We start from the raw sequence: 22,960 nt of genomic DNA on the forward strand, positions 1-22,960 counted from the left end.
GAGGGAACAGCGAGGGTAAACGCCAACCAACCCCGCCCCCCCCCCCCCCCCCCCCCCCCCCCCCCCCCCCCCCCCCCCCCCCCCCCCCCCCCCCCGCTTCCGCGTTGTGGCGCGCCCCTGCTACGGCTTGCGGGCCACGCCGCCGTACTCGATCCACTCCTGGGTGAGCTGCTTGGGGCCGATGTCCGCGTCCGGCTTCCAGGTGGAGACCTCCACCAGGCCCGGTTCCTGGACCTCCAGCCCTTCCAGGAATCCGGCCAGCTCATGCGCCTGACGTACCCGCCCCCACTGTCCATGGGTGCTGACCCGCATGAATTCGGTGACGAAGTCGCGGGTCGCGGCGTCCTCGCTGACCAGTTGGCACACCACCAGGAAGCTGCCCGGCACCAGCCGGTCGGCGACCCGCTTGATCAGACCCGCCGGGTCGTCGGCGTCCGGTATGCAGTGGAGCACGGAGACGAACAGCGCGGCGACGGGCTGGTCGAAGTCGATCAGCCGCTCGACCTCGGGGCTGCTGAAGATGCCGTCGGTGTCCCGCATATCCGCCTGGATGACCGCGGTGTTGGCGTTCTCCTCCAGCAGGGCGCGGCCGTGCGCCAGCACGATGGGGTCGTTGTCGACGTACACCACACGGGACCGCGGGTCGACCTGTTGGGCGACCTGGTGGACGTTGTCCTGGGTCGGCAGCCCTGATCCGTGGTCGATGAACTGCCGGATGCCGTGTTCCCGCGCCAGCCAGCGGACCACCCGCTGGAGGAAACGCCGGTTGTTGATCGCCAGCACCTGGGTGCTCGGGACGACCTTGCTCAGCTCATCGCAGGCGTCGCGGTCGACGGCGTAGTTGTCCTTGCCACCGAGGTAGTAGTCGTACATCCGCGCCACACTCGGGATGCTGACGTCGACGGCGCTGGACTGCGGTCGCGTCTCTTGGCTCATTGCACACTTTCCCGTCGCTTCGACAGCCCTCAGGCAGGGGGCAGCGGCCGATCGTTGCGTGATTGTACGACCACGCCCCGCAGTCCCCAACATACCCAGCGGAGGGCGGTTGTTGCAGACGAGCGACGGGTGTTCCTTGGGTCCGCTGGTGAGGTGATGGGTCGTCATGAGCTCTGACCCGAAAGGCCGTTCGAGGCGGGGGGGTACGGGCCGCCACCACGCCACTCACAGGCGGCGGCCCGTTCCATATTCCGGCGACACCCAACGCCGGGCACGCCCCCCGCCGCGGTCTTGGGCCCGGCCCAGGAGCACACCCGGGCCCTACCGCATCCGCTCCACCCCGGCAGGCACCCGAGCAACTGCCGTTGCGGAATGGGGCGTTGCGTGAGATCGCCTACCACCGTCACCCCGCTTTACACCTGCCGATCACGACGCGGAGCGGTGACACCCTCCCCCGGGAATCTGACATCCACGTAAACTTACTCACCAGTAAGGTGGGGGTAAGGTGGCACGAATGAGCGACATACGCAGGCGACGCCTCCCCCGGCCGGTCCGGGAGCAGCTGATCATCGACGCGGCGATCGGGGTCTTCGCCAAGCGCGGCTACCACGCCTCCTCGGTCGACGAGATCGCTGAACTCGCCGGAATTTCCAAGCCGATGGTTTATCTGTATCTCGACTCCAAGGAAGGACTGTTCCTCGCCTGTCTGCGCCGCGAGACCGAGCGCCTGGTGACCGCGTTCCGGACCACCGCCGGCCCGGCGCCCTCCCCCGAACTGCGGCTGCGGGCGGGGCTCCTGGCGTTCTTCACCTTTGTCACCGAACACCCGGACAGCTGGGTGGTGCTGCACCGCCAGGCATCGGAGCTGAGCCCGGCGATAGCCGCGGAGCTGGCACAGAGCAGGCAAGCGGTGCTGACCGAGGTCTCCGGAGTCGTCCGAACCTGTAGCGCGGAGGGCGCCGGGCCCGCCTGCGCCGAGGACGAGGCCGACTTCGTGGCGTACACCCTGGTCGGGGCGGCGGACTCGCTCACCGACTGGATGGTGCTGCATCCCGACGAGCCCCCGGAGCGGATCACCCTGCGGCTGATGAACATGGTGTGGGTGGGGATGCGCAATGTCCTCGACGGGGAGGTGTGGACGACACCGGACGGGGAGCGGGTAGGGGCGGAGGGGTAGGACCACTCGTCGCCTCGGCGTCCCTACTGGTGGGCGCCCCGGGCCGGCGGGTAGAAGGGACGGATGACCATGAACAAGAGTGAACTGACGCTCCGTCCGGGAATTCCGCCCACCACCGAGGAGATGGTGCTGGCCAACCAGGCCAACTGGGACGCCCGCACCCCGGTCCATGTGGCCAGCGAGTTCTACGGGCTGGACGGCTCCCGTACCGCCGAGGACTGGTTCGCGCCCTTCGAGTGGACGGATCTCGGCGAGCTGACCGGGCGGGACGTGCTGCATTTGCAGTGCCATCTGGGCACCGAGACGGCGGCCTTCGCGGAGCGGGGCGCGCGCACGGTGGGCCTCGACTTCTCGGCGGCGGCCATCGCGGAGGCGCGGCGGCTCGCCGAGGAGGCCGGCCGGACCATGGAGTTCGTCCAGGCGGATGTGCACCGGGCCCCGGAGGCGCTCGGTGCACGACGCTTCGATGTGATCTACACGGGCAAGGGGGCGCTGTGCTACCTGCCGGATCTGACCGCCTGGGCGGGCATCGTCAGCTCACTGCTCCGGCCGGGCGGGACGTTCTATCTGGTCGAATTCCATCCGCTGCTGGACTCCCTGGGGCCGGCCGGTGGCCCGGACCAGCAGGAACTGCGGCTCCGGAACGACTACTTAGGGGGCCGCGGTCCCCTCAGGAGCGATACGCCGTGCACCTACACCGACGGTCCGCCGGTGCAGGGAGCCACCACGAGCTATGAGTGGCGGCACGGCCTCGGGGAGGTCATCTCCGCCGTGGTCGGCGCGGGGCTGACCGTCCAACTGGTGCGGGAGACCGAACTGCTGCCCTGGAAACGGTTCGACTCGATGGTGCCGAGCGAGAACGGCTGGTGGCGGCTTCCGCCGTCGGAGCCGATCGTTCCGCTGCTGTATGCACTGCGAGCCGTCAAGAACTGAGGCCGTACCGGCGGCCGGTGGCGGCAGATGTGCGGCGAGCATCCGGTGGTCCGAAGCCTTCGGACCACCGGAGAGCACGGCAACGGTGCCGGCCCTAACGGGCGGTCGGCGCACCGGGCGGAGCGGTGTGCTGCGCAAGACCGCGGCGGTATAACAGGCCGGGCCGACCGCAGAGCTCGCTCTCGCCGACGACGGTGAACCCCGAGCGGGTCAGCACGGCCCGCGATGCCGCGTTGTCGAGTGTGGTCGCTGCACGCAGGGTGGTCAGCCCGTAGCGGGTGGCGGAAAGGTCGCACAGCGTCCGTACGGCCCGGGTGGCCAGCCCCCGGCCCGTGGCACGTTCGGCGATCCGGTAGCCGAGTTCGGCGTCGCCCTCCGTGACATCCATGAGGTTGATCCGCCCCAGCACCTCACCTTCGGCGCCGACCAGGACGTGGAAGTAGCAGACACCGGCCGCCTGTTCGGCGAGCAGGGCACGGTGCCGTTCGTCGAACCGGGCGAAGTAGTCATCGCCCCGGTCGGGGACGGACGCGGCGAAGTAGGCCCGGTTCTCCTGCTCGAAGGCGAGCAGCGCGGGGGCGTGGCCTGGGCGGAGCAGCTGTATCTCGGGCATGGACAGGAATATAGGCAACTCGTCCGGCATCCGGTTCTTCTTTTGTGGCAGCTGCGGCGGGCGCCTCAGTCCGTCGGCCCATGGAACCTGCGGTGGGTCAGCGCCCACCAGACCTCGGCCAGATCTGCCGGGTCACGGAGGTTGGTGCCGGTGATCTCCTCGAAGCGGCGCAGGCGGTTGCGCAGGGTGTTGGGGTGGACATAGAGGGTCCGTGCGGCCGCGTCCAGGCGCAGGCCCTGTCGTAGATAGGCGGCCGCGGCCTCCGCCAACTGGGCGCCGTCCTCGCCCCGTTCGCCCAGCGGGGCCAGGCGGAGCCGTACCAGCTGTTCCCCCACGGCCGGCAGCGCCACAACCGTGGCCCGCAGCCCCAGCTCCTCGCGGGTGTACGCGCCGACGAGCCCGAATCCGGCGGCGGCCCGCAACGCCTGGGTGGCCCGGGTGAATTCGGTGGCGATCCCGGAGGCGGGGGCCGGGGCGCCGAGTCCCAGAATCAGGCTGCGGCACAGCCCGGCCGGGCGCCCGACCAGCAGTCCTGCCACATCCCCGTCCACGGTCGTGACCAGCGGGCGCCCCGCCTCGTCCAGGGCGAGCCAGGGACGCAGCAGAGCGACGGTCCGGTGGAAAGCGCGGTCACCGGGGCCGGCGTGGCCCACGGCGGCGGGAGCACCGTCCGGTTCGCCGGAGGGGGAGACATCGGGCAGTCGCGCACGGAAGGGGAGGCGGAGGGCGCTGTGTTCGTAGGAGCCGTCCACGGCCTCCGCGTCATCGGCGTGGCCCCCGGGCCGGTGCCCGTCGGCCGCGCCCTCACCGGTACGCCCGGCGTCCCAGGCGCCGGGGGACTTGTCCCACCGCGCCTCGCCGAGCAGCACGGCGCGGACCATGGCGGCATGCCGGCGCTCCGCCGTCGGGTCGTCGCCCTGGAGGCCGACCCGGCAGCTGCGCACGATCCGCAGGGTGTTGGCGTCGACCCAGGCACGCAGGGTCTCGGCGATCGGCAGCAGGTCCTCGGCGGTCCCGCCCCGGGCCGTCATCTCCTCGCCGAACCGCCGCCAGACGACATCCGTGCCGATCCGGTAGGCCGAGATGATGTCCTCGACGGGCAACGAGCGGGCCAGGGACGTCACCTCGTCCAGATGTGTCTCCGGGATGCCGTACGCCGAGCCGTCGCCGCGGCCGACGCCCCGCGCGGTCCGCCGCTCCTCGGCCCAGCGCTGCACGAGCGAGAGGCCGTTGCGCAGCGACGCCAGCACTCTCGGCCGGAGCCGCTCCGCCGACACCGCCGCGTAGGAGGGGAGTTGGGACCGCAGGCCGTCGATGACCTCGTCGGTGAGCGCGTCGATACCGGCATGCAGCGCGGCGGCGGACTCCGGCACCGTTGTGGAAGTCTCCACCCGTCCCCTCCCGACTCGGTGTCTTTCCCCATGGCGAAAGCGATCATTCGTCGCCATGCTACGAGGAAGCCGCCCGAACCCCTACAGATGTTCGAACTTGGACGACTTTCCCCAGCCGTCCGGACTCGTCCCGGCGTTCGGTGCGCGGCCCCGCTGTCCCTCCCCGTCACCCCCCGCACCATCGAGGAATTCCATGGCTGTTTCCTGGCGTCGTATCGCGGTGCCCGCCGCCGCGGTCGGCGTACTCGTCCCCGCCGCCCTCGGCACCCACGCGCTGCTCTCGGGCCCCGACAAGCCGCGCACGTCCTCGGCCGGGATACCGGCCGCCGGGCCGACGGCGCCCGGTGCCGTGCCGGACGATGCCCAGGCCACCGGTCCGGAGGGCGGTGCCGCGGTCGCCAGGCCGTCCGACGCGCCGAGCCCGTCCGGCAATTCGGTCTCCGTACAGCTCTCGTCGTACGACGCGCACCGCAAGCAGGCGGAGCTCAAGCCGTCCGCCGGCAAGACCGTACGGTCCGGGGACGTGGTCGCCGCCGCGCCCAACCGGCACGCCCCTTCGGGTGCGCTGTTCAAGGTCCGCAAGGTCACCGGCTCCCACGACGGCAAGGTGCGGGTGACCACCGCCCCCGCCACGCTCTCGGAGCTGCTGGGCGATCAGAACGTGGACCAACGCGCCGCGTTGCGGCCCGGTGAGATCTCGGTCAAGCCGCTCTCCTCGGGTGTCACCGTCCGGCAGCGCCCCGGCGCGGACAGCGGCGGCACGGCCACTCCGTCCGGCGAGCCGGGCACGCCGTCCGGCAGCCCGGACGCCACCGCCTCCGGCTCCCCGAGCCCCTCGGCGTCCGACTCCTCCGGGGTCCGCACCCAGCTCGTGCCCTCCGGTACCCGCGCCCCCGCCTCCTCCGACAGCGCGCTGTCGCCCGAGGCGCGTAAGGCGCTCACCACCCTGCGGCTGGGGCTCAATGTGCCGCTGCCCAAGGGCGTGCAGGCGACCGCGAAGTCTCCTGCCCGGCTGTCCGGCGAGGTGTCGTTCCGGCCCGAGCTGATCTTCCAGTACGAGAAGCGCGGCGGGCTGAACCTGCTGCCGCAGAAGGCGGCCATCGGCCTCGGCGGCTCCTACGGCTACGGCTGGCAGGTGCACGGCAAGGTCCGGGGCACCGCGGACACCGGGCAGGTCGCGGTGCCGATCGCGGCGGTCACCGGACGGCACGTCTTCTGGGTGGGCCCGGTGCCCGTCGTGGTCAGCACCGAGGTCACCTTCACCTACCGCTTCACCGCGGACGGCCGCATCGTGCTCGACGCCGACCAGCGCACCAACGGTTCGTTCGCCGTCGGTGCGAAGTACGACCGCAGCAACGGGTGGCAGCCGCTGAACGAGGCGCGGCAGCAGACGAAGGGCGCGGCGCCGCGGGTCGAGGGCGCGGCCTCCGCGACGGCCCGTATCGGGGCGCGTGCCGAGGTGTTCCTGTACGACACGGCGGGCGTCGGCGGTGATCTGTCCGTCCACCTGACCGGGCGGGCCGCGGCCGCGACCGGTGGCGGCACCCCGGCATGGGCGCTCAGCGCGGGCTACGACCTGAAGACCGAGCTGATGCTGCAACTGAAGATCTTCGGTATTCGGATCGTTGATCTGCGGACCACGCCGTTCGCCCTGCACGACGAGCGGAAGCTCTTCGGACGGGGGAAGCTGCCCCCCGCCTGATCCCGCCGCGAAACGGCCACCGGCGCCCCCGGGGACAGCTGTCTCCGGGGGCGCCGTGCGTTGCGTACGGTGGCCGGCCCGGCCACGGGCACCCCTTCCGCCGTCACCCCAGCCGCCGGTACACCGAGCACAGCAACTGGTCCTTGGCCGGGCCGCCGACCCGCCACGCCAGATGCCACTCGTCCGGCCCGACGACGGTGAAGGTCCCCTCGTACCGGTCCGCGGCACAGGGGTGGACGGCGGTCCACCGGCCGGTCCTGAGGTCGAGGTCGTGGAAGTGCCGGCCGTCGGCGAATTCGACCGCGGCGGTGCCGTCCGGGCGGGGCCGCAGACGCAGCGTGCGGCTCGCCGGTTGCACCGTCCCGCCCCACGTCAGCTGCCCCTCCTCGTGGTGCAGCAGCGCCTCGCCGGTCGCGTCGGGCCGGAAGTCGGCGGTGCCGCGGAAGCTGCCCCCGGCGCCGTTGCGCAGGTCGTCCACGGTGCGCTCGATGCTCCAGCGGCCGGAGAGGTACGCCGCGACATCGGGCACGGGGTACGGCGCCGTCGCCGTCCCTTCCCGGTCCCGCCCCGGCGTCCGCTCCCGGCTCAGCTCGCTGCCCATCCGTCCATTGTCCCGCCCGCCGCACCAGGTCACTCCGTCGGCCCCACCCGGTGCCGCTCCCCTCTCCCCCGGCCCCTCGTACCGTGCGGAGCCGCACCGCCCGTCTTACTCTCGGTTCAGTGATCGTCACCGAGGTCCGCACGGCGGGCCGGCCGGCGGCCTGACGCCGTCGGCGGGGGCGGCCGGGCCCTGCCGCGGCCGCCCCGTCCGAGCCCGGAGACCGGAGGCACCACCATGCCGGAGCTGTTCATCGGCGGTCAGTGGACCGCAGCGGCCGACGGGCAGGTGCGTGAGATCCGCTGCCCCGCGGACGGCACGCTGGTCGCGACCGTGGACGAGGGCGGGCCGAAGGACGCGGCGGCGGCGGTCTCCGCCGCCCGCACCGCCTTCGACGACGGGTCCTGGCCCCGCACCCCGGCGGCCGAGCGCGGCCGGCTGGTGCTGCGCGTCGCCGAGCTGCTGGAGCGCGACCGGGACGTGCTGGCGAAGGCCGAGTCGCTGGACACCGGCAAACGGCTGGTCGAGAGCGGCTACGACATGGACGACATCGCCAACTGCTTCCGCCACTTCGGCAACCTCGGCGCGGCCGGGGGCACCGACCGGGTGGTGGACGCCGGTGCCGCGGAGATCGCCAGCACGGTGTGCCATGAGCCGGTCGGCGTCTGCGCGCTGATCACCCCGTGGAACTACCCGCTGCTCCAGACCGCCTGGAAGGTCGCCCCCTGTCTGGTCGCGGGCAACACCTTCATCCTCAAGCCCAGTGAGCTGACCCCGCACACCGCCGTCCACCTCATGCGGCTGCTGGCCGAGGCCGGACTGCCCGACGGCGCCGCCAATCTGGTCCTGGGCACCGGCCCGGCCGTGGGGGCGCTGCTGACCGAGGACCCGCGGGTGGACATGGTGTCGTTCACCGGCGGGCTGCTCACCGGCCGGCGCATCATGGCCGCCGCGGCCCCGACGGTGAAGAAGATCGCGCTGGAGCTGGGCGGCAAGAACCCCAACATCGTCTTCGCGGACGCCGATTTCGACACCGCCGTCGACTACGCCCTGATGGCCGTCTTTCTGCACTCCGGGCAGGTCTGCTCGGCGGGCGCCCGGCTGCTGGTCCAGGAGGAGCTGCACGATGCCTTCGTCGACGAACTGGTCTCCCGCGCCCAGCGGATCCGGCTCGGCGGACCGTTCGACGAGCATGCCCGTACCGGCCCGCTGATCTCGGCCGCGCACCGTGCGAAGGTCGAGGCGTATGTGGCGGCCGGGCTCGAAGAGGGCGCCGTACTGCTCTGCGGGGGCTCCCCGCCGGACGATCCGTCGCTGTCGAACGGCTTCTACTATCTGCCGACCGTGCTGGACGAGTGCACCCCGGACATGTCCGTCGTCCGGGACGAGAGCTTCGGCCCGGTGCTGACCGTCGAGCGGTTCCGCGACGAGGACGAGGCGGTCTCGCTCGCCAACGACACGGTGTACGGGCTGGCCGGGGCGGTGTGGACGCAGGACAGCGGGCGGGCGCACCGGGTCGCGGCCCGGCTGCGCGCGGGCACGGTGTGGATCAACGACTTCCATCCGTACGTGCCACAGGCGGAGTGGGGCGGGATGAAGCAGTCCGGCGTCGGCCGCGAGCTGGGGCCGGCGGGGCTGGCCGAGTACCAGGAGGCCAAGCACGTCTGGCGCAACACCGCGCCACGGCCGCAGAGGTGGTTCGAGTGACCGGCCCCGAGTCCCCCCACCCCGGCAGCCGGGCCCACGGTGAGCACGACGACGACTCACTGGCCGAGCTCGGCTACAAGCCGGAACTCAAGCGCACCCTGGGCAACTTCCACACCTTCGCCGCCGGCATCAGCTATATCTCCATCCTGACCGGCACCTTCCAGCTGTTCTACTTCGGCATCGCCCAGGGCGGACCGGCGTACTGGTGGTCCTGGCCGATGGTCTTCTTCGGCCAGCTGATGGTGGCGCTGTGCTTCTGTGAGCTGGCCGCCCGTTATCCGGTGGCCGGATCGGTCTACAACTGGGCCAAGAAGCTCGGCGGCCCGCACATCGGCTGGCTCGGCGGCTGGATGATGCTGACCGCGACCATGGTCTCGCTGTCCGCGGTGGCGCTGGCCTACCAGGTGACGCTGCCGCAGATCTCGTCGTGGTTCCAGTTCATCGGTGACGGCACCGGGAAGTCCGCGGCCGAGAACGCCGTCCTGCTGGGCACCGTGCTGATCGCGTTCACCACGCTGGTCAACGCCTTCGGCGTCAAGCTCATGGCGCGGATCAACTCCGCGGGCGTGGCGATCGAGCTGATCGCCGCCATCGTGTTGGTCCTGCTGCTCGCCGCGCATGTCACCCGCGGCCCCGACGTCGTGACCGACACCTTCGGCCTGGGCGCGGGCGAGAACCTCGGCTACTTCGGTGCGTTCCTGACCGCGTCGCTGGCCTCGGCCTATGTCATGTACGGATTCGACACCGCCTCGTCACTCGGCGAGGAGTCCAAGGACCCCGGCCGCAACGCCCCCCGCGCGATCCTCCGGGCGCTGGTCGCGTCCTTCCTCATCGGCGGTCTGATCCTGCTGTTCGCCCTGCTGTCCGTGCCCGACCTCCAGGCCGAACAGCTGAAGGTGGACGGTCTGCAGTACGTGGTGCTCTCCACCCTCGGCTCGACCGTGGGGCAGATCGTGCTCTGGTGCGTGGTCATCGCGATCACCGTGTGCGAACTGGCGGTGCACACCGCCGGCATCCGCCTGGCGTTCGCGATGGCGCGGGACAACAACCTCCCGGCCGCCTCCCTGCTCGCCAAGGTCAGCCCGCGCTTCCAGACGCCGGTGCTGCCGGCCGTCATCATCGGTCTGGTGGCGATCGGCATCCTCGTCATCAACGTCAATCAGCCGCAGATCTTCTCGGTGATCACCAGCATCGCGATCATCATGATCTATCTGGCCTACCTGTCGGTCACCCTGCCGATGCTGATCCAGCGGCTGCGGGGGAACTGGACTCCGGCCAAGGGCAAGTTCTCCCTCGGCAAGTTCGGCATTCCGGTGAACCTCCTGGCGGTGCTCTGGGGCCTCGCGATGTCCCTGAACCTCGCCTGGCCGCGCGCCGCGGTCTACAACGCGACCGGCCCGCAGCACTGGTATCTGCGCTGGGGCGCCTTCCTGTTCATCGGCGTCGTGGCGCTCGGCGGCTTCGCCTACTACTGGTTCGTCCAGCGCAAGAAGACGGGCGTCCTGGCCATGCACGCCGCCGTCCACCCGCACCGCGGCACCTCGGGCGACGCCGGCAACCCCACCCCCTGATCTGGAGACGGCACGATGTCCCAAGAGGCACCTGTGGACGAGTTCGACTACGTCGTGGTCGGCGGCGGCACGGCCGGCGCCGTCGTGGCGGCCCGGCTCAGCGAGGATCCGGCGGTCACCGTCTGCCTGCTGGAGGCCGGTCCGTCCGATGTCGGCGACGAGAACGTGCTGCGCCTCGACCGCTGGATGGGGCTCCTGGAGTCCGGCTACGACTGGGACTACCCGGTCGAGCCGCAGGAGAACGGCAACAGCTTCCTGCGGCACGCCCGCGCCAAGGTGCTGGGCGGCTGCTCCTCACACAACTCCTGTATCGCCTTCTGGACCCCGGCCGAGGATCTCGACGAGTGGGCCGCGATGGGCTGTACGGGCTGGAGCGCGGCCGACTGCTTCCCGCTCTTCCAGCGGCTGGAGAACAACGACGGCCCCGGAGACCACCACGGCCACGACGGCCCGGTCGTCCTGCGCACCGTCCCGCCCCACGACCCGTGCGGAGTGGCCCTCCTGGAAGCCTGTGCGGCGGCCGGCATCCCGACCGCCGCCTTCAACACCGGCAAGACCGTCATCCGGGGCGCGAACTGGTTCCAGATCAACTGCCGCCCGGACGGGACCCGTTCTTCCGCCTCGGTGTCCTATCTCCACCCCGTCATGGGCACCCGCAAGAACCTCGACGTACGCACCGGACTCCAGGCCAGGCGCCTGAATTTCGACTCCGCACGGCACTGCACCGGCGTGGACTACCTCGCCCCCGACCTGATCCACACCCGCACCGTCCACGCCCGCCGCGAGACCGTCCTCTGCTGCGGCTCCATCGACTCACCCAAGCTCCTGATGCTCTCCGGCATCGGCCCGGCCACCCATCTGCGCGCCACCGGCATCGAGCCGATCGTGGACTCCCCCGGCGTCGGCTCCAACCTCCAGGACCACCCGGAGGGCGTGATCATGTGGGACGCCAAGCAGCCCATGGTCCGCTCCTCCACCCAGTGGTGGGAGATCGGCATCTTCGCCGACACCGAGCCGGGCCTGGACCGCCCGGACCTGATGTTCCACTACGGCCAGGTGCCCTTCGACATGAACACCTACCGCCGCGGCTACCCCACCTCGGAGAACGCCTTCTGCCTCACCCCGAACGTCACCCGCGCCCGCTCCCTGGGCACCGTACGGCTGCGCACCCGCGACTTCCGTGACAAGCCCAAGGTGGACCCGCGCTACTTCACCGACGAGCACGACATCCGCGTCATGACCCACGGGCTCCGGCTCGCCCGCGAGATCATCGCCCAGCCCGCCATGGCCGACTGGGCGGGCACCGAACTCGCCCCGGGCCCCTCCGCCCACTCCGACGCCGAGCTCCTCGACTACATCCGCACCACCCACAACACGGTCTACCACCCCGCCTGCACGGTCCGGATGGGCGCCACCGACGACCAGGCCACTCCGCTCGACCCCCAGCTGCGGGTCAAGGGCGTCACGGGTCTGCGGGTGGCCGATGGTTCGGTGATGCCGTTCCTGCCGGCCGTGAATCCGTGCATCACCACGATGATGATCGGGGAGAAGTGCGCGGACATGATGCGGAGCGCATGACCGGGCACGCAAAAGACCTACGAGGTGGGCTCCCTTCGCCGGCATTGTCCGGATCAGGTGCTTGGGGGTCGCCGTCCGGTCTTACGACCTTTCAGCCTCTCAGCCCGACCTTTCCTCTTGTCCTCGGCGAGAGCCAGAGCTCCCTTCCCCGAGGCCAGTCCGGTCGAACTCCCTCGCTCGCCCCGTAGGCCGGTCTTCAGGATACTCCCAAACAAAGGGTATGGAACAGTCAATTTGGACATCTCTTGCCCCGTCGCCCGGAAATGCAGAAAACCCCTGCTCAGCAGGGGTTTTCGCTGGTGTCCGAGGGGGGACTTGAACCCCCACGCCCGATAAAGGGCACTAGCACCTCAAGCTAGCGCGTCTGCCATTCCGCCACCCGGACTAGGTGTGATCTTCACGGGGCGTTCCCCGCGGCGACATGGACAACAATACCAAGCTTTCGGAGTGCCCTTCACCTGCGTATCCGCTGCCCACATAACCTCGATTTATGGGCAATGAGGGACATGTCGCGCATATCAGTGGTCCCCGCAGGCCACGTGCGCTGTCGCCGCTACGGGAGCATCTGCGGGACACCTTCTGGTTCGCGCCGACGGTGGGGCTGGTGGGTGCGGGGCTGCTGTGGTGGGGGGCGTCGGAGCTCGATCTTGAGATCGTCGCGCTGCTCCAGCGGGAGAAGGCGTACGCGACGCTGCGGGAGCTGGTGTCGGTCGCCGAGGACACCAGAACGATCGTGACGACGATCAGCTCGGCGATGATGACCTTCATCGGGGTGGTCTTCAGTATTTCGCTGGTCGCGGTGCAGATGGCCAGCGGTCAGCTCACCCCGCGGGTGGTGCGGATCTTCGTCCGGAGCCGGATCAGCAAGATCACGCTCACTGTCTTCCTGGCGACCTTCCTGTTCTCGCTGCTGGTGCTCACCTCATATGAGAGTGAGGCCGACATCCGCCAGGTCACCTCGGTGCCCGTGGTGCAGAGCCTGCTGACGATGGTCCTGGTGGTGCTCAGTCTGGTGCTGTTCATCGCGTATGTGTCAGCCACGCTGCGGCTGATGCAGGTGGGGCCGGTGGTCGACCGGATCACCCGGGAGACGCTGCGGATGCTGGCGCGGCAGGGCACGGGCAAGGAGGGCGCGGAGGACGGCGGCTCCCTGGCGCCCGAGACGGGGCGGGTCGCGCACACCGGCCGGGCCGGGCTCGTACGGGATGTGTATGTGGCGCGGCTGGTGCGGGTCGCCCGGCGGCAGGGGGTCGTGCTGCGGCTGCTGCCGCGGATCGGGGACTTCGTGCTGCCGGGGACGCCGGTACTGGCGGTGCACGGCGAGACGGTGCCGCCCCGGTGGGCGTTGCGGCGCACGGTGTCGGTGGGGGTGGAGCGCACCTTTCACCAGGATCTCGGGCTCGGGCTGCGGCAGTTGTCGGACATCGCGCTGCGGGCGCTGTCGCCCGCGGTGAACGACCCGACCACGGCCGTGCAGTGTCTGGACCGGATCGTGCAGATTCTCGCGGCGGTGGTGGGGCGGCCGCTCGGGGCGGTGCACCACCGGGACCGCCGGGGTGCGGTGCGGCTGGTGCAGAACGTGCCGGCCTGGGCCGATCTGGTGGACCTGGGATTGACCGAGATCCGGGCGGCAGCGGTGCGCAGTCCGCAGGTCAGCCGGCGGATGCTGGCCGGGATCGACGATCTGCTGCGGCTCGCACCGGAACCGCGGCGTAAGCCGCTGGTGCGGCACCGCACGCTCCTGCTCCAGGCGGTGGAGCGCGCGGTGCCGGCGGCCCCCGACCGGCGGTTCGCCTCGTCCCCCGACCGGCAGGGGATCGGCTGACGCCGGTCCGGGGCTCTGGCTACGGCATCAGGTGGTAGTCGGGGAAGTTGCCCGGCAGCCGTTCGGACTCCGGGCCTTCGGTGACCGCGCGGACGAGGAGTTCGCCGCCGACGAAGGCACCGCTCCAGGAGTTGCCGAAGCCGCCGAAGAGCTCATCGCGGTCGCCCCGCGAACGCGGCTTGCCGTGGCCGACCTTGAAGGCGCGGATCTGCGGCGCGAGACGGTCGTAGGTGTCCTTGTCATCGCAGGAGAGGCTGGCGACCAGGGCACCGTTGCTGGCGTTCATGGCGGCGAGGAGTTCGGCCTCGGTGTCGACGAGGACGAGGGTGTCGACGGGGCCGAAGGGCTCGGCGTGGTGGAGCGGGGAGGACGGGGGCGGGGCCAGGAGCGTGGTCGGCGGAAGGTAGGCCGAGGTGTCCTGGGACGGCAGGAAGTGACCGTCGGCCAGGCTGCCGCGGTGCAGGGGGACCGCGCCCCGGGAGATCGCCTCGTTGGTGAGGTCGGCGAGTTCCTTGGCCTTGGCGGCGTTGATCAGCGGGCCGAAGTCGAGCTCGGGGAGCGGATCGGCGGGGTCGGCGACGGCCAGGGGGTGGCCGAAGCGGACGCTGCGGACGGCCGGGAGGTAGGCGGCGAGGAAGTCGGCGAAGGCCTCCCGCTGGACGACGAAGCGGGGGTAGGCGGTGCAGCGCTGCTTGGCGTAGTCGAAGGTCTTGCGGAGCAGCGGCGTCAGGGCCGGCCAGTCGGTGAAGTTCCAGATGCCCCAGGTGTTGAGGCCCTCTTGTTCGAGGATATGGCGTTTGCCGAGGTCGGCGACGGCGGTGGCGACCCGGGCGCCGGTGTCCCGGCCGCCGACGAAGGACACACAGCCGATTTCGGGTGAGCGGACGAGGGAGGGCGAGAGCTCCTTGCCGCTGCCGCTGACGAGGGTGGCCGGGACGCCCTCCCGGGCGGCGAGCGCGCAGGCGAGGGTGAGACACACCAGGCCGCCGTCGGTGGGGGTCTTGGCGATCACCGCGTTACCGGCCAGCGCCTGCACCAGCATCGCGTGGATCAGGACCGACATCGGGTAGTTCCAGCTGGCGATGTTGCTGACCGGGCCGGGCAGCGGGGTGCGGTCGACGAGCATCCGGTCGATCTCGGAGACGTACCAGCGGACCCCGTCGATGGCCCGGTCGACATCCGCCTGGGCGAGCTTCCAGGGCTTGCCGATCTCCCAGACGAGGAGCAGGGCGAGCAGTTCGCGGTGCTCGGTCAGCGCGTCGAGGGTGGCGGAGATCCGGGCCTTGCGTTCGGCCAACGGGACCTGGCGCCAGGCCCGGTGCTGGTCGAGGGAGGCGCGTACGGCGTGCAGCGCGGCGTCCGCGTCGAGCCGGGGCGGGCCGGCGACCGGGCTGCCGTCGACTGGGCTGGTGGCGGGCAGCGGGTGGCCGTCCGGATGCCAGGCGGCGCCCCAGAGGTTGAGGGCCTGGTCGTCGCGGAACGCCTCGGGGGCCGCGGCCAGGCTGCGCTGCCAGGCGTCCGTCCAGGACGTACCGGGCTTGAGTATGAGCGTCGGGGCGGGGCGGTCGCTCCGCCCCGGGTCGGCGGGGGATGCGGGGGTGGTGGCCATCATGTGTCTCCGCTCTCGGTGCACGGCCGGAGGGGCAGGGTGGTGGCGCTCGGTCGGCTCCCGGAGGAACCGTGTTACTGGACGGTAGTGGGCGCGGCGACACTGCGGGACGGTCCGGCGTCGGGTATGGCGAGTGTCACTCGGCGGGGACGGCGGGGCCAGCTGGGTGAGGCGACCGTGGGGCCGGACGGTCAAGGAGGGGCTGCGCCATTCTTGGGGTGAGCCGCACCGGAAACGACGGCGCCCACGCGGATCGTTGCCGCGCGGGCGCTGCCCTGCCGTCCGTTCCGACGTACCGGGCTCAGCCCGCCGCCGGTCCCGCCGCTTCCGCCGTCGCCTCTTCGTGCGTACGGTCGGCGATCTCCCGGTGGTGGCGGACGACCTCGCCGATGATGAAGGCGGCCCGGGATTCGTAGCGAAGCCCCGAGCGGAATGGTGCGACGAGAGTGCCCCGTCCGTTCGCCCGGACGGGACTCATTTCGGGGCAGAACTAAGCCGGCTGCAACTGCTCCATCACAGACAGGCCCGTGCGAGCGAGCACCCCCTCGGCCTCGGCCATCAGCGCCGGGTCCGTCAACCGGAACACGCCGACGTGCACATTGACGTGGCCATAAACGGACTTGGCTGTGGTCCCCTGAGGCTGCAAATTGCGGACCGACTGGTGCACGTCCAGTTCCCAGCTGGCCGTCGGGATGTTGAGCTGCCCCCGCTTCGGTGTCACCCGGGCGCTCCAACCGAGGCAGGCGAGCCAGGAACCGTACGCATTGGGGCCCTTGGGGCCGTAACCGCTGGGCTCGTGGCGTGCCGCCACATCCATGAGCGACGGTGTGCCGTCCACCAGGTCAGGCCGCGGGACCACCCCGAGAACGGCGTCCACTCCACCCTCACCCGATTCGGCATACGCGACGATGCACCGGCCCATCGGTCCATTGTGCAGCTCTGACCAGCGGTGCAGTAGCGGAAATACCGTAACCCGACTGGTGTCGGACATGCCCCGTGCCATGTGTGCTCCTCCTTGGAAGGCCCCGCGCCAGTCTTCCGGCGCGGGGCCGATTCACCTACTCGATCAACGGGCGTGCCAGATGATCAGTTGTCGCTACAGCCCTGCGAGGGGTTCCCCTCCTGGCCGTCAGAGCCGGAACCGGTCTCGCCCTGCGAGTTCTCCTCATCGCCGTGCTTGACCACGTCGAGGCGGTACCGCATGCTGCACCTCCAGGTGCTTGATCGGCGCGGGGTCCATCCCCGCGTCGGTGTGCACTTGCGGGGCCTCCAGCGGAGGCCCGACCCGTCCCGGCCGAGCAGTCCGGCCAAGGAAGATTCGGCCGGGGCGGGGGTCTTGTGGCCGGCCACCGCGGTGAGGTGCGCGGCGGTCGGCGGGCCAGCGGCGCCGACGACGGGGGACGTCTACGCCGCGGGGTCTCAGGGGCGAAGCCGTCTCGGCTCGCCGGGGGAACGAACGCCGGCGCGTCGTGCGAGCACGCGTGCGACGCCGTCTGGGATTGGGGGCCCGGCCGGGAAATGGGCGCAGGCACCGCAGCACGTGACCGTCCTCGCGGGCCCGGTCGCGGTGTCGACCTCCACGACGCGCAGGTTGAGGGTGGAGCCGCAGGCGCACTGGCTATCCACAGCCGTCACCACCCGCGATGCTGCCGACGACAATCACGAAGGAGATGACAACGAGCCACGTCCAGTACACGAGGATGCGGCGCTGGCGGGGCGTCACGGGGCCGTCGCCGCGGTGTGCATGGCCAGCAGGTACTGACAGTCACGGGCGGTGCCGGCCACCTGTGAGTGGGCCGCGAGCGTGTCAGGTCGTAGCGACTGTCCCGCCCGCTCGGCGATCCCGACCAGCCGGGCGGCCACCATGTGCGTGAGACCGCTGTCCTGCGGCAGCCGGGCCTGATCCGCACGCACCAGGGGGAGGAGGAGCGCGATGTGCCCCCGCAGGTCCTCCTGTGCAGCGGCGAGTTCGTCCAGCTCGGGCCGGGCGGCACCAAGGCGCAGCGCCCGACGGATCGTCGCGCTGATGGTCTCGGCATCGATCGGAAGAGTGGGTGCAAGCCGCTGTTCGGCGCCCGGTTCGGCGCGCGAAATCACTGCGGCCTCCGGTTCCGGTGCGGCAGACAAGCCACGATGAACCAGACGCGAATGCCGCCACGGTCATCGACCGGAGTGGCAACTGACCCAGCTGGCGTGAGAGTGCTGTGAGCTGCGCCGCACCAATAGCACGCCTCGCCATGCAGCCGGACGATACTCACGTCGGGTTCTGCGAGCGGAATGTCAGGCGGAGCGTTCGTTACAGTCACGGTCTCTCCCTGCGCCGGTGGGCTCAGGAAGAGACTCGCCCCACGGGTACCCCTCAAGTACCCCTGTGAGGGGTACCTCTCAGGCGCCCGCCCCGGCGTGACACCACTCGGCGAAGTTCGACAAGCTCTCGGCATCCGCGCGCTTCAGCCGGCGCAGAGTGGCCGCGTCCTCCCGAACCCACCGATGTTCCCGGGCGTGCTGCGGAGCAATCCGACGCGCTACCTTCAGCGACTCGAACGCCGCATCCGGTCGGCCTGACCACAGCTGCGCCCGCCCCAGCTCGATATAGAAACCCGACCGCCGCTCGGCCGGCAGGTCCCGCGGTGGCGCCCACTCGCGTGCCAACTTCAGCGCCCTGCCCAGGTGGTCATCCCCGAGGCTGACCGCCACAGATACCTCGTGGATGCGGACACTGTCCGGGCCGAAGGCCGTGCCGCTGTACACGTCCTCCGCAACCTCGTCGCCGAGGACGCGTGCGGCGTCGAGGTGCGTCTCTGCCGAGTCGCCGTCACCAGCCCGGCCCGCGATCACAGCAGCACGCATGTGCAGGGCGCCACGGGCAGCAACCGCCTCGGGCACCGAAGTCCTCAGCGCCTGCTGGTCCGCGGCGAGTTCGAGGGCACGCAACCCAGCAGCATGCGCACTGGCGGCGAAGAACGTTTCCGTCCGAACGTACGCCGTCGTCGCGTCCACCACCGGGTCATCCGCCTGCCCGGCAGCCCACCGCATTACGTCGATCAGGCGGGCCGACAGGTCTCGGGCGCCATACTTGTAGGCGACCGCGTCCGCGGCCCGGCATGCGTCCACCAACAACCGGGCGACGGCGGGGCGGTCGCCCGGTGCTGCTCCCTGCAACGCACGACACAACTCAGCCAGCAGATCCGGCACAGCGCGAGCCACGCGCACATACTGTGCACCGAGCCGCCACGCGACGACTGAGGCGACCGCCTCAGTGAGGGTCGGCAGTGAGCGGCACGGCCCGTCGCCGGGTACGTCATAGGTCGCGAGTACCGAGGAGAGCCCCGGCATAGCCCGGTGTACGCGCTCGTCAGGGCGCTCCTTGTCGGGCAGCAGACGGGCCGGGTCGATGTCGAGCGCATCAGCGATGGCATCCAGGACGGCGGCGGATACGCCGCGTTCACCGCGCTCGATCTTCCGGATGGTGCCCAGACCGACGCCGGCGGCGCGTGCCAAGTCGGCCTGGGTGAGGCTGGCGATGCGGCGTTCGTAGGCGATGCGGGGGCCTACCCCGCGATACACGATGCTGGGCATACTGGTCTCCGTTCGGTGCAGCCACTCCGAACCGTACCCGCGCCGTCACGGTCCGGGAACGCAGACGGCCCCGCCCGCATCTCGTGGGCGGGGCCGTCCCGTTAACGCCTACAGGGAGTGCACCACGTCCACCAGGTCCGTCAGGCTCGTGACCCGGGCGTCAGCGGCCTGCGCGTCCTCGCTGTCCGCCCACAGATGCCCGAGCGGGCCACGGCGCAGGTGGGCCGTACGGAGCCCGGCACGAGCCGCTGGCAGCACGTCATTCTGCGGGTGATCGCCGACGTACAGCACCTCGCCCGCCGGGACCTGAGCCAGCTCGATGATGCGCGTGAAGAACGCCTCTGCCGGCTTGGCCACGCCCCACTCCCCGGACGTCGCGACGGCATCCACCGGCAAGTCGAGGGCCCGCAGCAACTCGCCGGCCCGCACCGTCTGGTTGCCGGCCACGACCACACGAACCCCGGTGCGTCGAAGAGCAGCCAGCGCTGGACGGACGTCGGGGTACAGGTCCGACTCTTCCAGGCACTCGCCACGGCCTGCCCGTTCCATCGCTACCCGCTCAGCCTCCACATTGATGCCCGGACAGACGAGCCGGAGCGCATCGGCGTTGTCCCGGCCCTGCGCCACGACCGCTCCGACCAGAGCCGACAGCGTGTGCCTGTGCACGCCGAGCCAGTCGGCCCACGCGCCCCACCCGCGGTCATCGCTGATCAGCGTCTCCCCAATATCAAAGGCAACTGCACGGATCATGCGAGCAGCCTACGGCCCGATCTGTGCGCGCTTGTCGGCCCCCGGCCATAGGATTCGCCCCATGGCGACCACCTGCGTCTCCGACGCCGCCGCCGAGTCCAACCGTGCGATGCGCGAATTCATGGCCGCCCGCACCGGACGCCCCCTCTTTGCGGAGGAGCAGGACGCTTACGAGCGGCTGCTCACAGCGTGGGCCGCCGCAAGTGCGACGGCCCCTACCTGTCGTACGGGGTGGCCCGTCAGACGGCCTACCGTGCCGTTCGACACCCGGCCTCAGAGGGGCTGCTCTACATCGAGGGGCACCGCGGAACCTTCATCCACCCGCCCGCCCGCGCCAGCGACGCCACGAAAATGCGCCAGCAACGCCTTGACGGCCTGCAAGAAATCTTCGAGCAGGCAATGCGTAATCTCGATTGGCGCGCCCTTTGGGAGTCGAAAGACTCGGCGAAATTCGCCTCACAAAGTTGATCTCCCAGGTATCTCCCAGATGATCACTCAGCGGGAGCTGGAGTCTCTTCGCTCCGCTCATCGTTGCTGGTAGAAGCCTGATGAGCGATGGCTTTGTGGTGGCGAACGACCTCGCCGATGATGAAGTTGAGGAACTTCTCGGCGAAGGCCGGGTCCAGCTTGGCGTCCTCGGCCAGCCGGCGCAGCCGCTCGATCTGCGCGGCCTCCCGGGCGGGGTCGGCGGGCGGCAGGCTGTGCCGGGCCTTGAGCTCGCCGACCTGCTGGGTGCACTTGAAGCGCTCGGCGAGCAGATGCACCAGGGCGGCGTCGAGGTTGTCGATGCTGCCGCGCAGGTAAAGCAGCCGCTCACGGGCCGCCTCGTCGGCAACGGAGGCCGCTTCGCCGGCCGCCGGTGCGGTCCCTTCGCTCATGTGCGTCTCGCCATTCGTGGTCGGTCGGGTGCCCGGTGCGGTGTCCTGCTTCGGGTACGTCATGCCTGATCGGCTGCACATTACCCGGACGAAGGCCGGTGAACTGGGCTGGTCTCGCGGATCGGACCGAATGGCCGGGATCGGACCCGGTCGGGTGGTAAGGGAACGGATCACGGGAGCGGGACGGGGCAAGGGGACCCGCCGGACGAGGGGTATCCGGGGCAACTGCCGCGAGGTGAAGGGGCGGGCCGCAGAGTGCCCGGAAGGGTGAAGAGCGTCGCGCCACGGAGCAGTTCGGGACGGGTTGGCGAGGGGACGCGGCCGCCGGTGCCGGGGATTGCCTCTCCCTCGGTAAGGGCCGGCGGTGTCTGCGCTACGCCCGGTAGCGGGATCCCCCACAGATCCCGCCACCGGGCCGTTTCGCGCGGGGCCGCGGCAATGGCCGACCCCGGATGCGGGGCGCTCAACCGGGCCCCGGCTCAAGCACCTACCCACACCTCGGCCCGGCCATCCCTCCGTCTTCCCTTGATTCGTGCTGGTCTTTCATGTCCTGCCGTCCGGGACGCCCGCCGCTCCGCCGCACGCACCCTGCCCTCAGGGACAACTCCTGTGAGAATGTGCCGCGTCGACCGCAGCGCGCCGACCGACCGCCGGCCGCCGGACAGTGCAGGGGGCACCCACCGTATGAACACGGATCGCATCCGGATCGCCGGGGCCGAGGTCGCCGTCGTGGGCGGCAGTATCGCCGGTTGTGCCACGGCGCTGGCCGCGCATCGGGCCGGCGCGGGCCGGATCACCGTCCTTGAGCGCACCACCGGGCGCCTCGCGGACCGCGGCGTCGGCCTGGCGGTGCACAACGCCCGTTATACCGAGCTCGCGGCCGCCGGCTACCTGGACACCACGATGCCGTGGGTGCAGCTGACCACCCGCCGCTGGTACCTCCGCGACGGCACCGCGCCGCTCGGCCGCCGGCTCGCCACCCTGCCCTTCCCGTTCCGCTCGTACTGTTGGGGGCCGCTCTGGCGGGAGTTACGGCGGCGGCTGCCGGAGGAGACCGTCTTCCGGCCGGGCGTACGGGTGGCCGGGGTCAGCGATGTCGCGGACGGTGCCACGCTGCGGCTCGACGACGGCGAGGGCGGCGGCAACGGCACGAGCGACGGCGTACGGCACCTCAGCGGCCACCGTACGGAGCGCTTCGACCTGGTCATCGGTGCGGACGGCTATCGCTCGACGGTCCGTGCCGCCGCGTTTCCCGATGTACGGCCCGAGTACGCCGGCTATCTGGCCTGGCGCGGCGCCGTCCCGGCCGAGCGGCTGGCCGAGCTCGATCTGCCCGGCCTGCCGGCCACTCCCTGGGCGGTGGAGGACTGCATCTACGTGGTCTTTCCCGGCGGCCACGTCATCATCTACCGCATCCCGGACGGCCACGGCGGCCATCGCGCCAACTGGGTCCTGTACACCGCTCCGCCGGCCGGCCTCGACCTGGCGTCGGCCTCCCCCACCAGCCTGCCGCCCGGCACCCTCACCGATGCCCTGCACCGCCATCTCACCCATGTGGCAAGTGAGTTGCTCCCGCCGTACTGGGGCGGGCTGATCCGGCTGACACCACGTGAAGACTGCTTCATCCAGCCCATGTACGACTTCACGGCGCCGCGCTACACCGCCGGCCGGCTGCTGCTCGCGGGCGATGCGGCCACCGTCGCCCGCCCGCACACGGCCGGCGGCGCGGTGAAGGCGCTCCAGGACGCCGCCGCCCTGGAGGCCGCACTGTGCGCCGCACCGGAGCGGCCGGATGCGCTGGACGCGTATGGCGCCGAGCGCGGGCGGGCCGGCCGGGCGATGGTCGAGCTGGGGCGGCGGCTGGGCCGGTTCCTGGTGCAGGACGCCCCGGACTGGCGGACGCTGGACCAGGCCGGGCTGGCGGCGGCCTGGTCCACGGCAGATGGCTCGGGCGCGTTCGGCGGCCACGAGCTGAAGAACTGACGCTGCGTCAGCGTGAGGGGGCCGTGCCCGGCCCGGCGGATCCACCAGGGGCGTGCGGACCGTACGGCCGAGGCATCCCCCCTCGGAAGCGATCCGCTCGTGCGCGACTACGGCACGTAGATCCCCTACG

General features: G+C 70.9%; 20 protein-coding genes and 1 tRNA gene. 9 read left to right on the top strand and 12 right to left on the bottom strand.

The window, feature by feature from the left end:
- Positions 1-120 precede the first annotated feature (120 nt).
- On the bottom strand, positions 121-936 hold the full coding sequence (locus ACZ4XD_RS34100; protein WP_468048710.1) for an SAM-dependent methyltransferase: 816 nt from the start codon (positions 934-936) through the stop codon (positions 121-123).
- A gap of 514 nt (positions 937-1,450) precedes the next feature.
- Between ACZ4XD_RS34100 and ACZ4XD_RS34105 the strand changes: the two genes are divergently transcribed.
- On the top strand, positions 1,451-2,113 hold the full coding sequence (locus tag ACZ4XD_RS34105) for a TetR/AcrR family transcriptional regulator (RefSeq protein ID WP_468048713.1): 663 nt from the start codon (positions 1,451-1,453) through the stop codon (positions 2,111-2,113).
- A gap of 63 nt (positions 2,114-2,176) precedes the next feature.
- A complete protein-coding gene (locus ACZ4XD_RS34110; RefSeq protein WP_468048715.1) occupies positions 2,177-3,046 on the top strand; it encodes a class I SAM-dependent methyltransferase in 870 nt (289 codons plus the stop codon).
- A gap of 94 nt (positions 3,047-3,140) precedes the next feature.
- Here ACZ4XD_RS34110 and ACZ4XD_RS34115 read toward each other — a convergent pair whose 3' ends face one another.
- Positions 3,141-3,659, bottom strand: a complete 519-nt coding sequence (locus ACZ4XD_RS34115) for a GNAT family N-acetyltransferase (RefSeq protein WP_468048717.1) — start codon at positions 3,657-3,659, stop codon at positions 3,141-3,143.
- A 65-nt stretch (positions 3,660-3,724) separates the two neighbouring features.
- On the bottom strand, positions 3,725-5,050 hold the full coding sequence (locus ACZ4XD_RS34120) for a PucR family transcriptional regulator (RefSeq protein WP_468048719.1): 1,326 nt from the start codon (positions 5,048-5,050) through the stop codon (positions 3,725-3,727).
- A gap of 193 nt (positions 5,051-5,243) precedes the next feature.
- On the opposite strand from ACZ4XD_RS34120, the gene ACZ4XD_RS34125 reads away from it, so the two are divergent.
- On the top strand, positions 5,244-6,752 hold the full coding sequence (locus ACZ4XD_RS34125) for a hypothetical protein (RefSeq protein ID WP_468048721.1): 1,509 nt from the start codon (positions 5,244-5,246) through the stop codon (positions 6,750-6,752).
- A gap of 103 nt (positions 6,753-6,855) precedes the next feature.
- Here the strand turns inward: ACZ4XD_RS34125 and ACZ4XD_RS34130 are convergent, their stop codons facing one another.
- Positions 6,856-7,353 (bottom strand): DUF6314 family protein, encoded by a 498-nt coding sequence (locus ACZ4XD_RS34130; RefSeq protein WP_468048723.1) that lies wholly within the window; start codon positions 7,351-7,353, stop codon positions 6,856-6,858.
- A 234-nt stretch (positions 7,354-7,587) separates the two neighbouring features.
- Between ACZ4XD_RS34130 and ACZ4XD_RS34135 the strand changes: the two genes are divergently transcribed.
- The 3 genes from ACZ4XD_RS34135 to ACZ4XD_RS34145 are packed head-to-tail and all read left to right on the top strand — an operon-like array spanning position 7,588 to position 12,206.
- Positions 7,588-9,057 (top strand): aldehyde dehydrogenase family protein, encoded by a 1,470-nt coding sequence (locus ACZ4XD_RS34135; protein WP_468048725.1) that lies wholly within the window; start codon positions 7,588-7,590, stop codon positions 9,055-9,057.
- A complete protein-coding gene (locus ACZ4XD_RS34140; RefSeq protein WP_468048728.1) occupies positions 9,054-10,628 on the top strand; it encodes an APC family permease in 1,575 nt (524 codons plus the stop codon). Before ACZ4XD_RS34135 ends, ACZ4XD_RS34140 begins: the two co-directional genes overlap by 4 nt.
- A gap of 15 nt (positions 10,629-10,643) precedes the next feature.
- Positions 10,644-12,206: a GMC family oxidoreductase gene (locus tag ACZ4XD_RS34145; protein WP_468048731.1), complete on the top strand. Its 1,563-nt coding sequence runs from the start codon at positions 10,644-10,646 to the stop codon at positions 12,204-12,206.
- Between the two features lie 297 nt (positions 12,207-12,503).
- On the opposite strand, the gene ACZ4XD_RS34150 is transcribed toward ACZ4XD_RS34145, so the two are convergent.
- A tRNA-Leu gene (locus ACZ4XD_RS34150) sits at positions 12,504-12,591 on the bottom strand.
- A gap of 105 nt (positions 12,592-12,696) precedes the next feature.
- Here ACZ4XD_RS34150 and ACZ4XD_RS34155 point away from each other — a divergent pair.
- Positions 12,697-14,031 carry a DUF2254 domain-containing protein gene (locus tag ACZ4XD_RS34155; protein ID WP_468048733.1) on the top strand — a complete coding sequence of 445 codons (1,335 nt, stop codon included), beginning with the start codon at positions 12,697-12,699 and terminating at the stop codon, positions 14,029-14,031.
- Positions 14,032-14,050: 19 nt separating this feature from the next.
- On the opposite strand, the gene ACZ4XD_RS34160 is transcribed toward ACZ4XD_RS34155, so the two are convergent.
- The 6 genes from ACZ4XD_RS34160 to ACZ4XD_RS34185 form a co-directional block, all read right to left on the bottom strand.
- Positions 14,051-15,640, bottom strand: a complete 1,590-nt coding sequence (locus tag ACZ4XD_RS34160; protein WP_468048735.1) for an aldehyde dehydrogenase family protein — start codon at positions 15,638-15,640, stop codon at positions 14,051-14,053.
- Positions 15,641-15,941: 301 nt separating this feature from the next.
- Complete coding sequence (locus tag ACZ4XD_RS34165) at positions 15,942-16,118, bottom strand: hypothetical protein (RefSeq protein ID WP_468048737.1); 177 nt, start codon at positions 16,116-16,118, stop codon at positions 15,942-15,944.
- Positions 16,119-16,130: 12 nt separating this feature from the next.
- Positions 16,131-16,643, bottom strand: a complete 513-nt coding sequence (locus tag ACZ4XD_RS34170) for a hypothetical protein (protein ID WP_468048740.1) — start codon at positions 16,641-16,643, stop codon at positions 16,131-16,133.
- A gap of 716 nt (positions 16,644-17,359) precedes the next feature.
- A complete protein-coding gene (locus ACZ4XD_RS34175; RefSeq protein ID WP_468048745.1) occupies positions 17,360-17,737 on the bottom strand; it encodes a DUF6415 family natural product biosynthesis protein in 378 nt (125 codons plus the stop codon).
- A 288-nt stretch (positions 17,738-18,025) separates the two neighbouring features.
- Positions 18,026-19,219: a helix-turn-helix domain-containing protein gene (locus ACZ4XD_RS34180; protein WP_468048747.1), complete on the bottom strand. Its 1,194-nt coding sequence runs from the start codon at positions 19,217-19,219 to the stop codon at positions 18,026-18,028.
- Positions 19,220-19,327: 108 nt separating this feature from the next.
- On the bottom strand, positions 19,328-19,969 hold the full coding sequence (locus ACZ4XD_RS34185; RefSeq protein ID WP_468048750.1) for an HAD family hydrolase: 642 nt from the start codon (positions 19,967-19,969) through the stop codon (positions 19,328-19,330).
- Positions 19,970-20,158: 189 nt separating this feature from the next.
- On the opposite strand from ACZ4XD_RS34185, the gene ACZ4XD_RS34190 reads away from it, so the two are divergent.
- A complete protein-coding gene (locus tag ACZ4XD_RS34190) occupies positions 20,159-20,437 on the top strand; it encodes a hypothetical protein (RefSeq protein WP_468048752.1) in 279 nt (92 codons plus the stop codon).
- A 23-nt stretch (positions 20,438-20,460) separates the two neighbouring features.
- On the opposite strand, the gene ACZ4XD_RS34195 is transcribed toward ACZ4XD_RS34190, so the two are convergent.
- Positions 20,461-20,847: a chorismate mutase gene (locus ACZ4XD_RS34195; RefSeq protein WP_468048754.1), complete on the bottom strand. Its 387-nt coding sequence runs from the start codon at positions 20,845-20,847 to the stop codon at positions 20,461-20,463.
- 684 nt (positions 20,848-21,531) lie between these two features.
- Here ACZ4XD_RS34195 and ACZ4XD_RS34200 point away from each other — a divergent pair.
- The gene (locus tag ACZ4XD_RS34200) at positions 21,532-22,830 is read left to right on the top strand and encodes an FAD-dependent monooxygenase (protein WP_468048756.1); all 1,299 of its coding nucleotides are present in this window, start codon (positions 21,532-21,534) and stop codon (positions 22,828-22,830) included.
- Positions 22,831-22,960: the final 130 nt, after the last annotated feature.

Source organism: Streptomyces sp. NPDC029466 (assembly GCF_055574515.1).

What these genes read in the sequence shown, in the direction of transcription:
- ACZ4XD_RS34100 (WP_468048710.1), bottom strand. Translation starts at nt 936, where the DNA reads ATGAGCCAAGAGACGCGACCGCAGTCCAGCGCCGTCGACGTCAGCATC.
- ACZ4XD_RS34105 (WP_468048713.1), top strand. Translation starts at nt 1,451, where the DNA reads ATGAGCGACATACGCAGGCGACGCCTCCCCCGGCCGGTCCGGGAGCAG.
- ACZ4XD_RS34110 (WP_468048715.1), top strand. Translation starts at nt 2,177, where the DNA reads ATGACCATGAACAAGAGTGAACTGACGCTCCGTCCGGGAATTCCGCCC.
- ACZ4XD_RS34115 (WP_468048717.1), bottom strand. Translation starts at nt 3,659, where the DNA reads ATGCCCGAGATACAGCTGCTCCGCCCAGGCCACGCCCCCGCGCTGCTC.
- ACZ4XD_RS34125 (WP_468048721.1), top strand. Translation starts at nt 5,244, where the DNA reads ATGGCTGTTTCCTGGCGTCGTATCGCGGTGCCCGCCGCCGCGGTCGGC.
- ACZ4XD_RS34130 (WP_468048723.1), bottom strand. Translation starts at nt 7,353, where the DNA reads ATGGGCAGCGAGCTGAGCCGGGAGCGGACGCCGGGGCGGGACCGGGAA.
- ACZ4XD_RS34135 (WP_468048725.1), top strand. Translation starts at nt 7,588, where the DNA reads ATGCCGGAGCTGTTCATCGGCGGTCAGTGGACCGCAGCGGCCGACGGG.
- ACZ4XD_RS34145 (WP_468048731.1), top strand. Translation starts at nt 10,644, where the DNA reads ATGTCCCAAGAGGCACCTGTGGACGAGTTCGACTACGTCGTGGTCGGC.
- ACZ4XD_RS34155 (WP_468048733.1), top strand. Translation starts at nt 12,697, where the DNA reads ATGGGCAATGAGGGACATGTCGCGCATATCAGTGGTCCCCGCAGGCCA.
- ACZ4XD_RS34160 (WP_468048735.1), bottom strand. Translation starts at nt 15,640, where the DNA reads ATGGCCACCACCCCCGCATCCCCCGCCGACCCGGGGCGGAGCGACCGC.
- ACZ4XD_RS34165 (WP_468048737.1), bottom strand. Translation starts at nt 16,118, where the DNA reads ATGAGTCCCGTCCGGGCGAACGGACGGGGCACTCTCGTCGCACCATTC.
- ACZ4XD_RS34170 (WP_468048740.1), bottom strand. Translation starts at nt 16,643, where the DNA reads ATGGCACGGGGCATGTCCGACACCAGTCGGGTTACGGTATTTCCGCTA.
- ACZ4XD_RS34180 (WP_468048747.1), bottom strand. Translation starts at nt 19,219, where the DNA reads ATGCCCAGCATCGTGTATCGCGGGGTAGGCCCCCGCATCGCCTACGAA.
- ACZ4XD_RS34185 (WP_468048750.1), bottom strand. Translation starts at nt 19,969, where the DNA reads ATGATCCGTGCAGTTGCCTTTGATATTGGGGAGACGCTGATCAGCGAT.
- ACZ4XD_RS34195 (WP_468048754.1), bottom strand. Translation starts at nt 20,847, where the DNA reads ATGAGCGAAGGGACCGCACCGGCGGCCGGCGAAGCGGCCTCCGTTGCC.
- ACZ4XD_RS34200 (WP_468048756.1), top strand. Translation starts at nt 21,532, where the DNA reads ATGAACACGGATCGCATCCGGATCGCCGGGGCCGAGGTCGCCGTCGTG.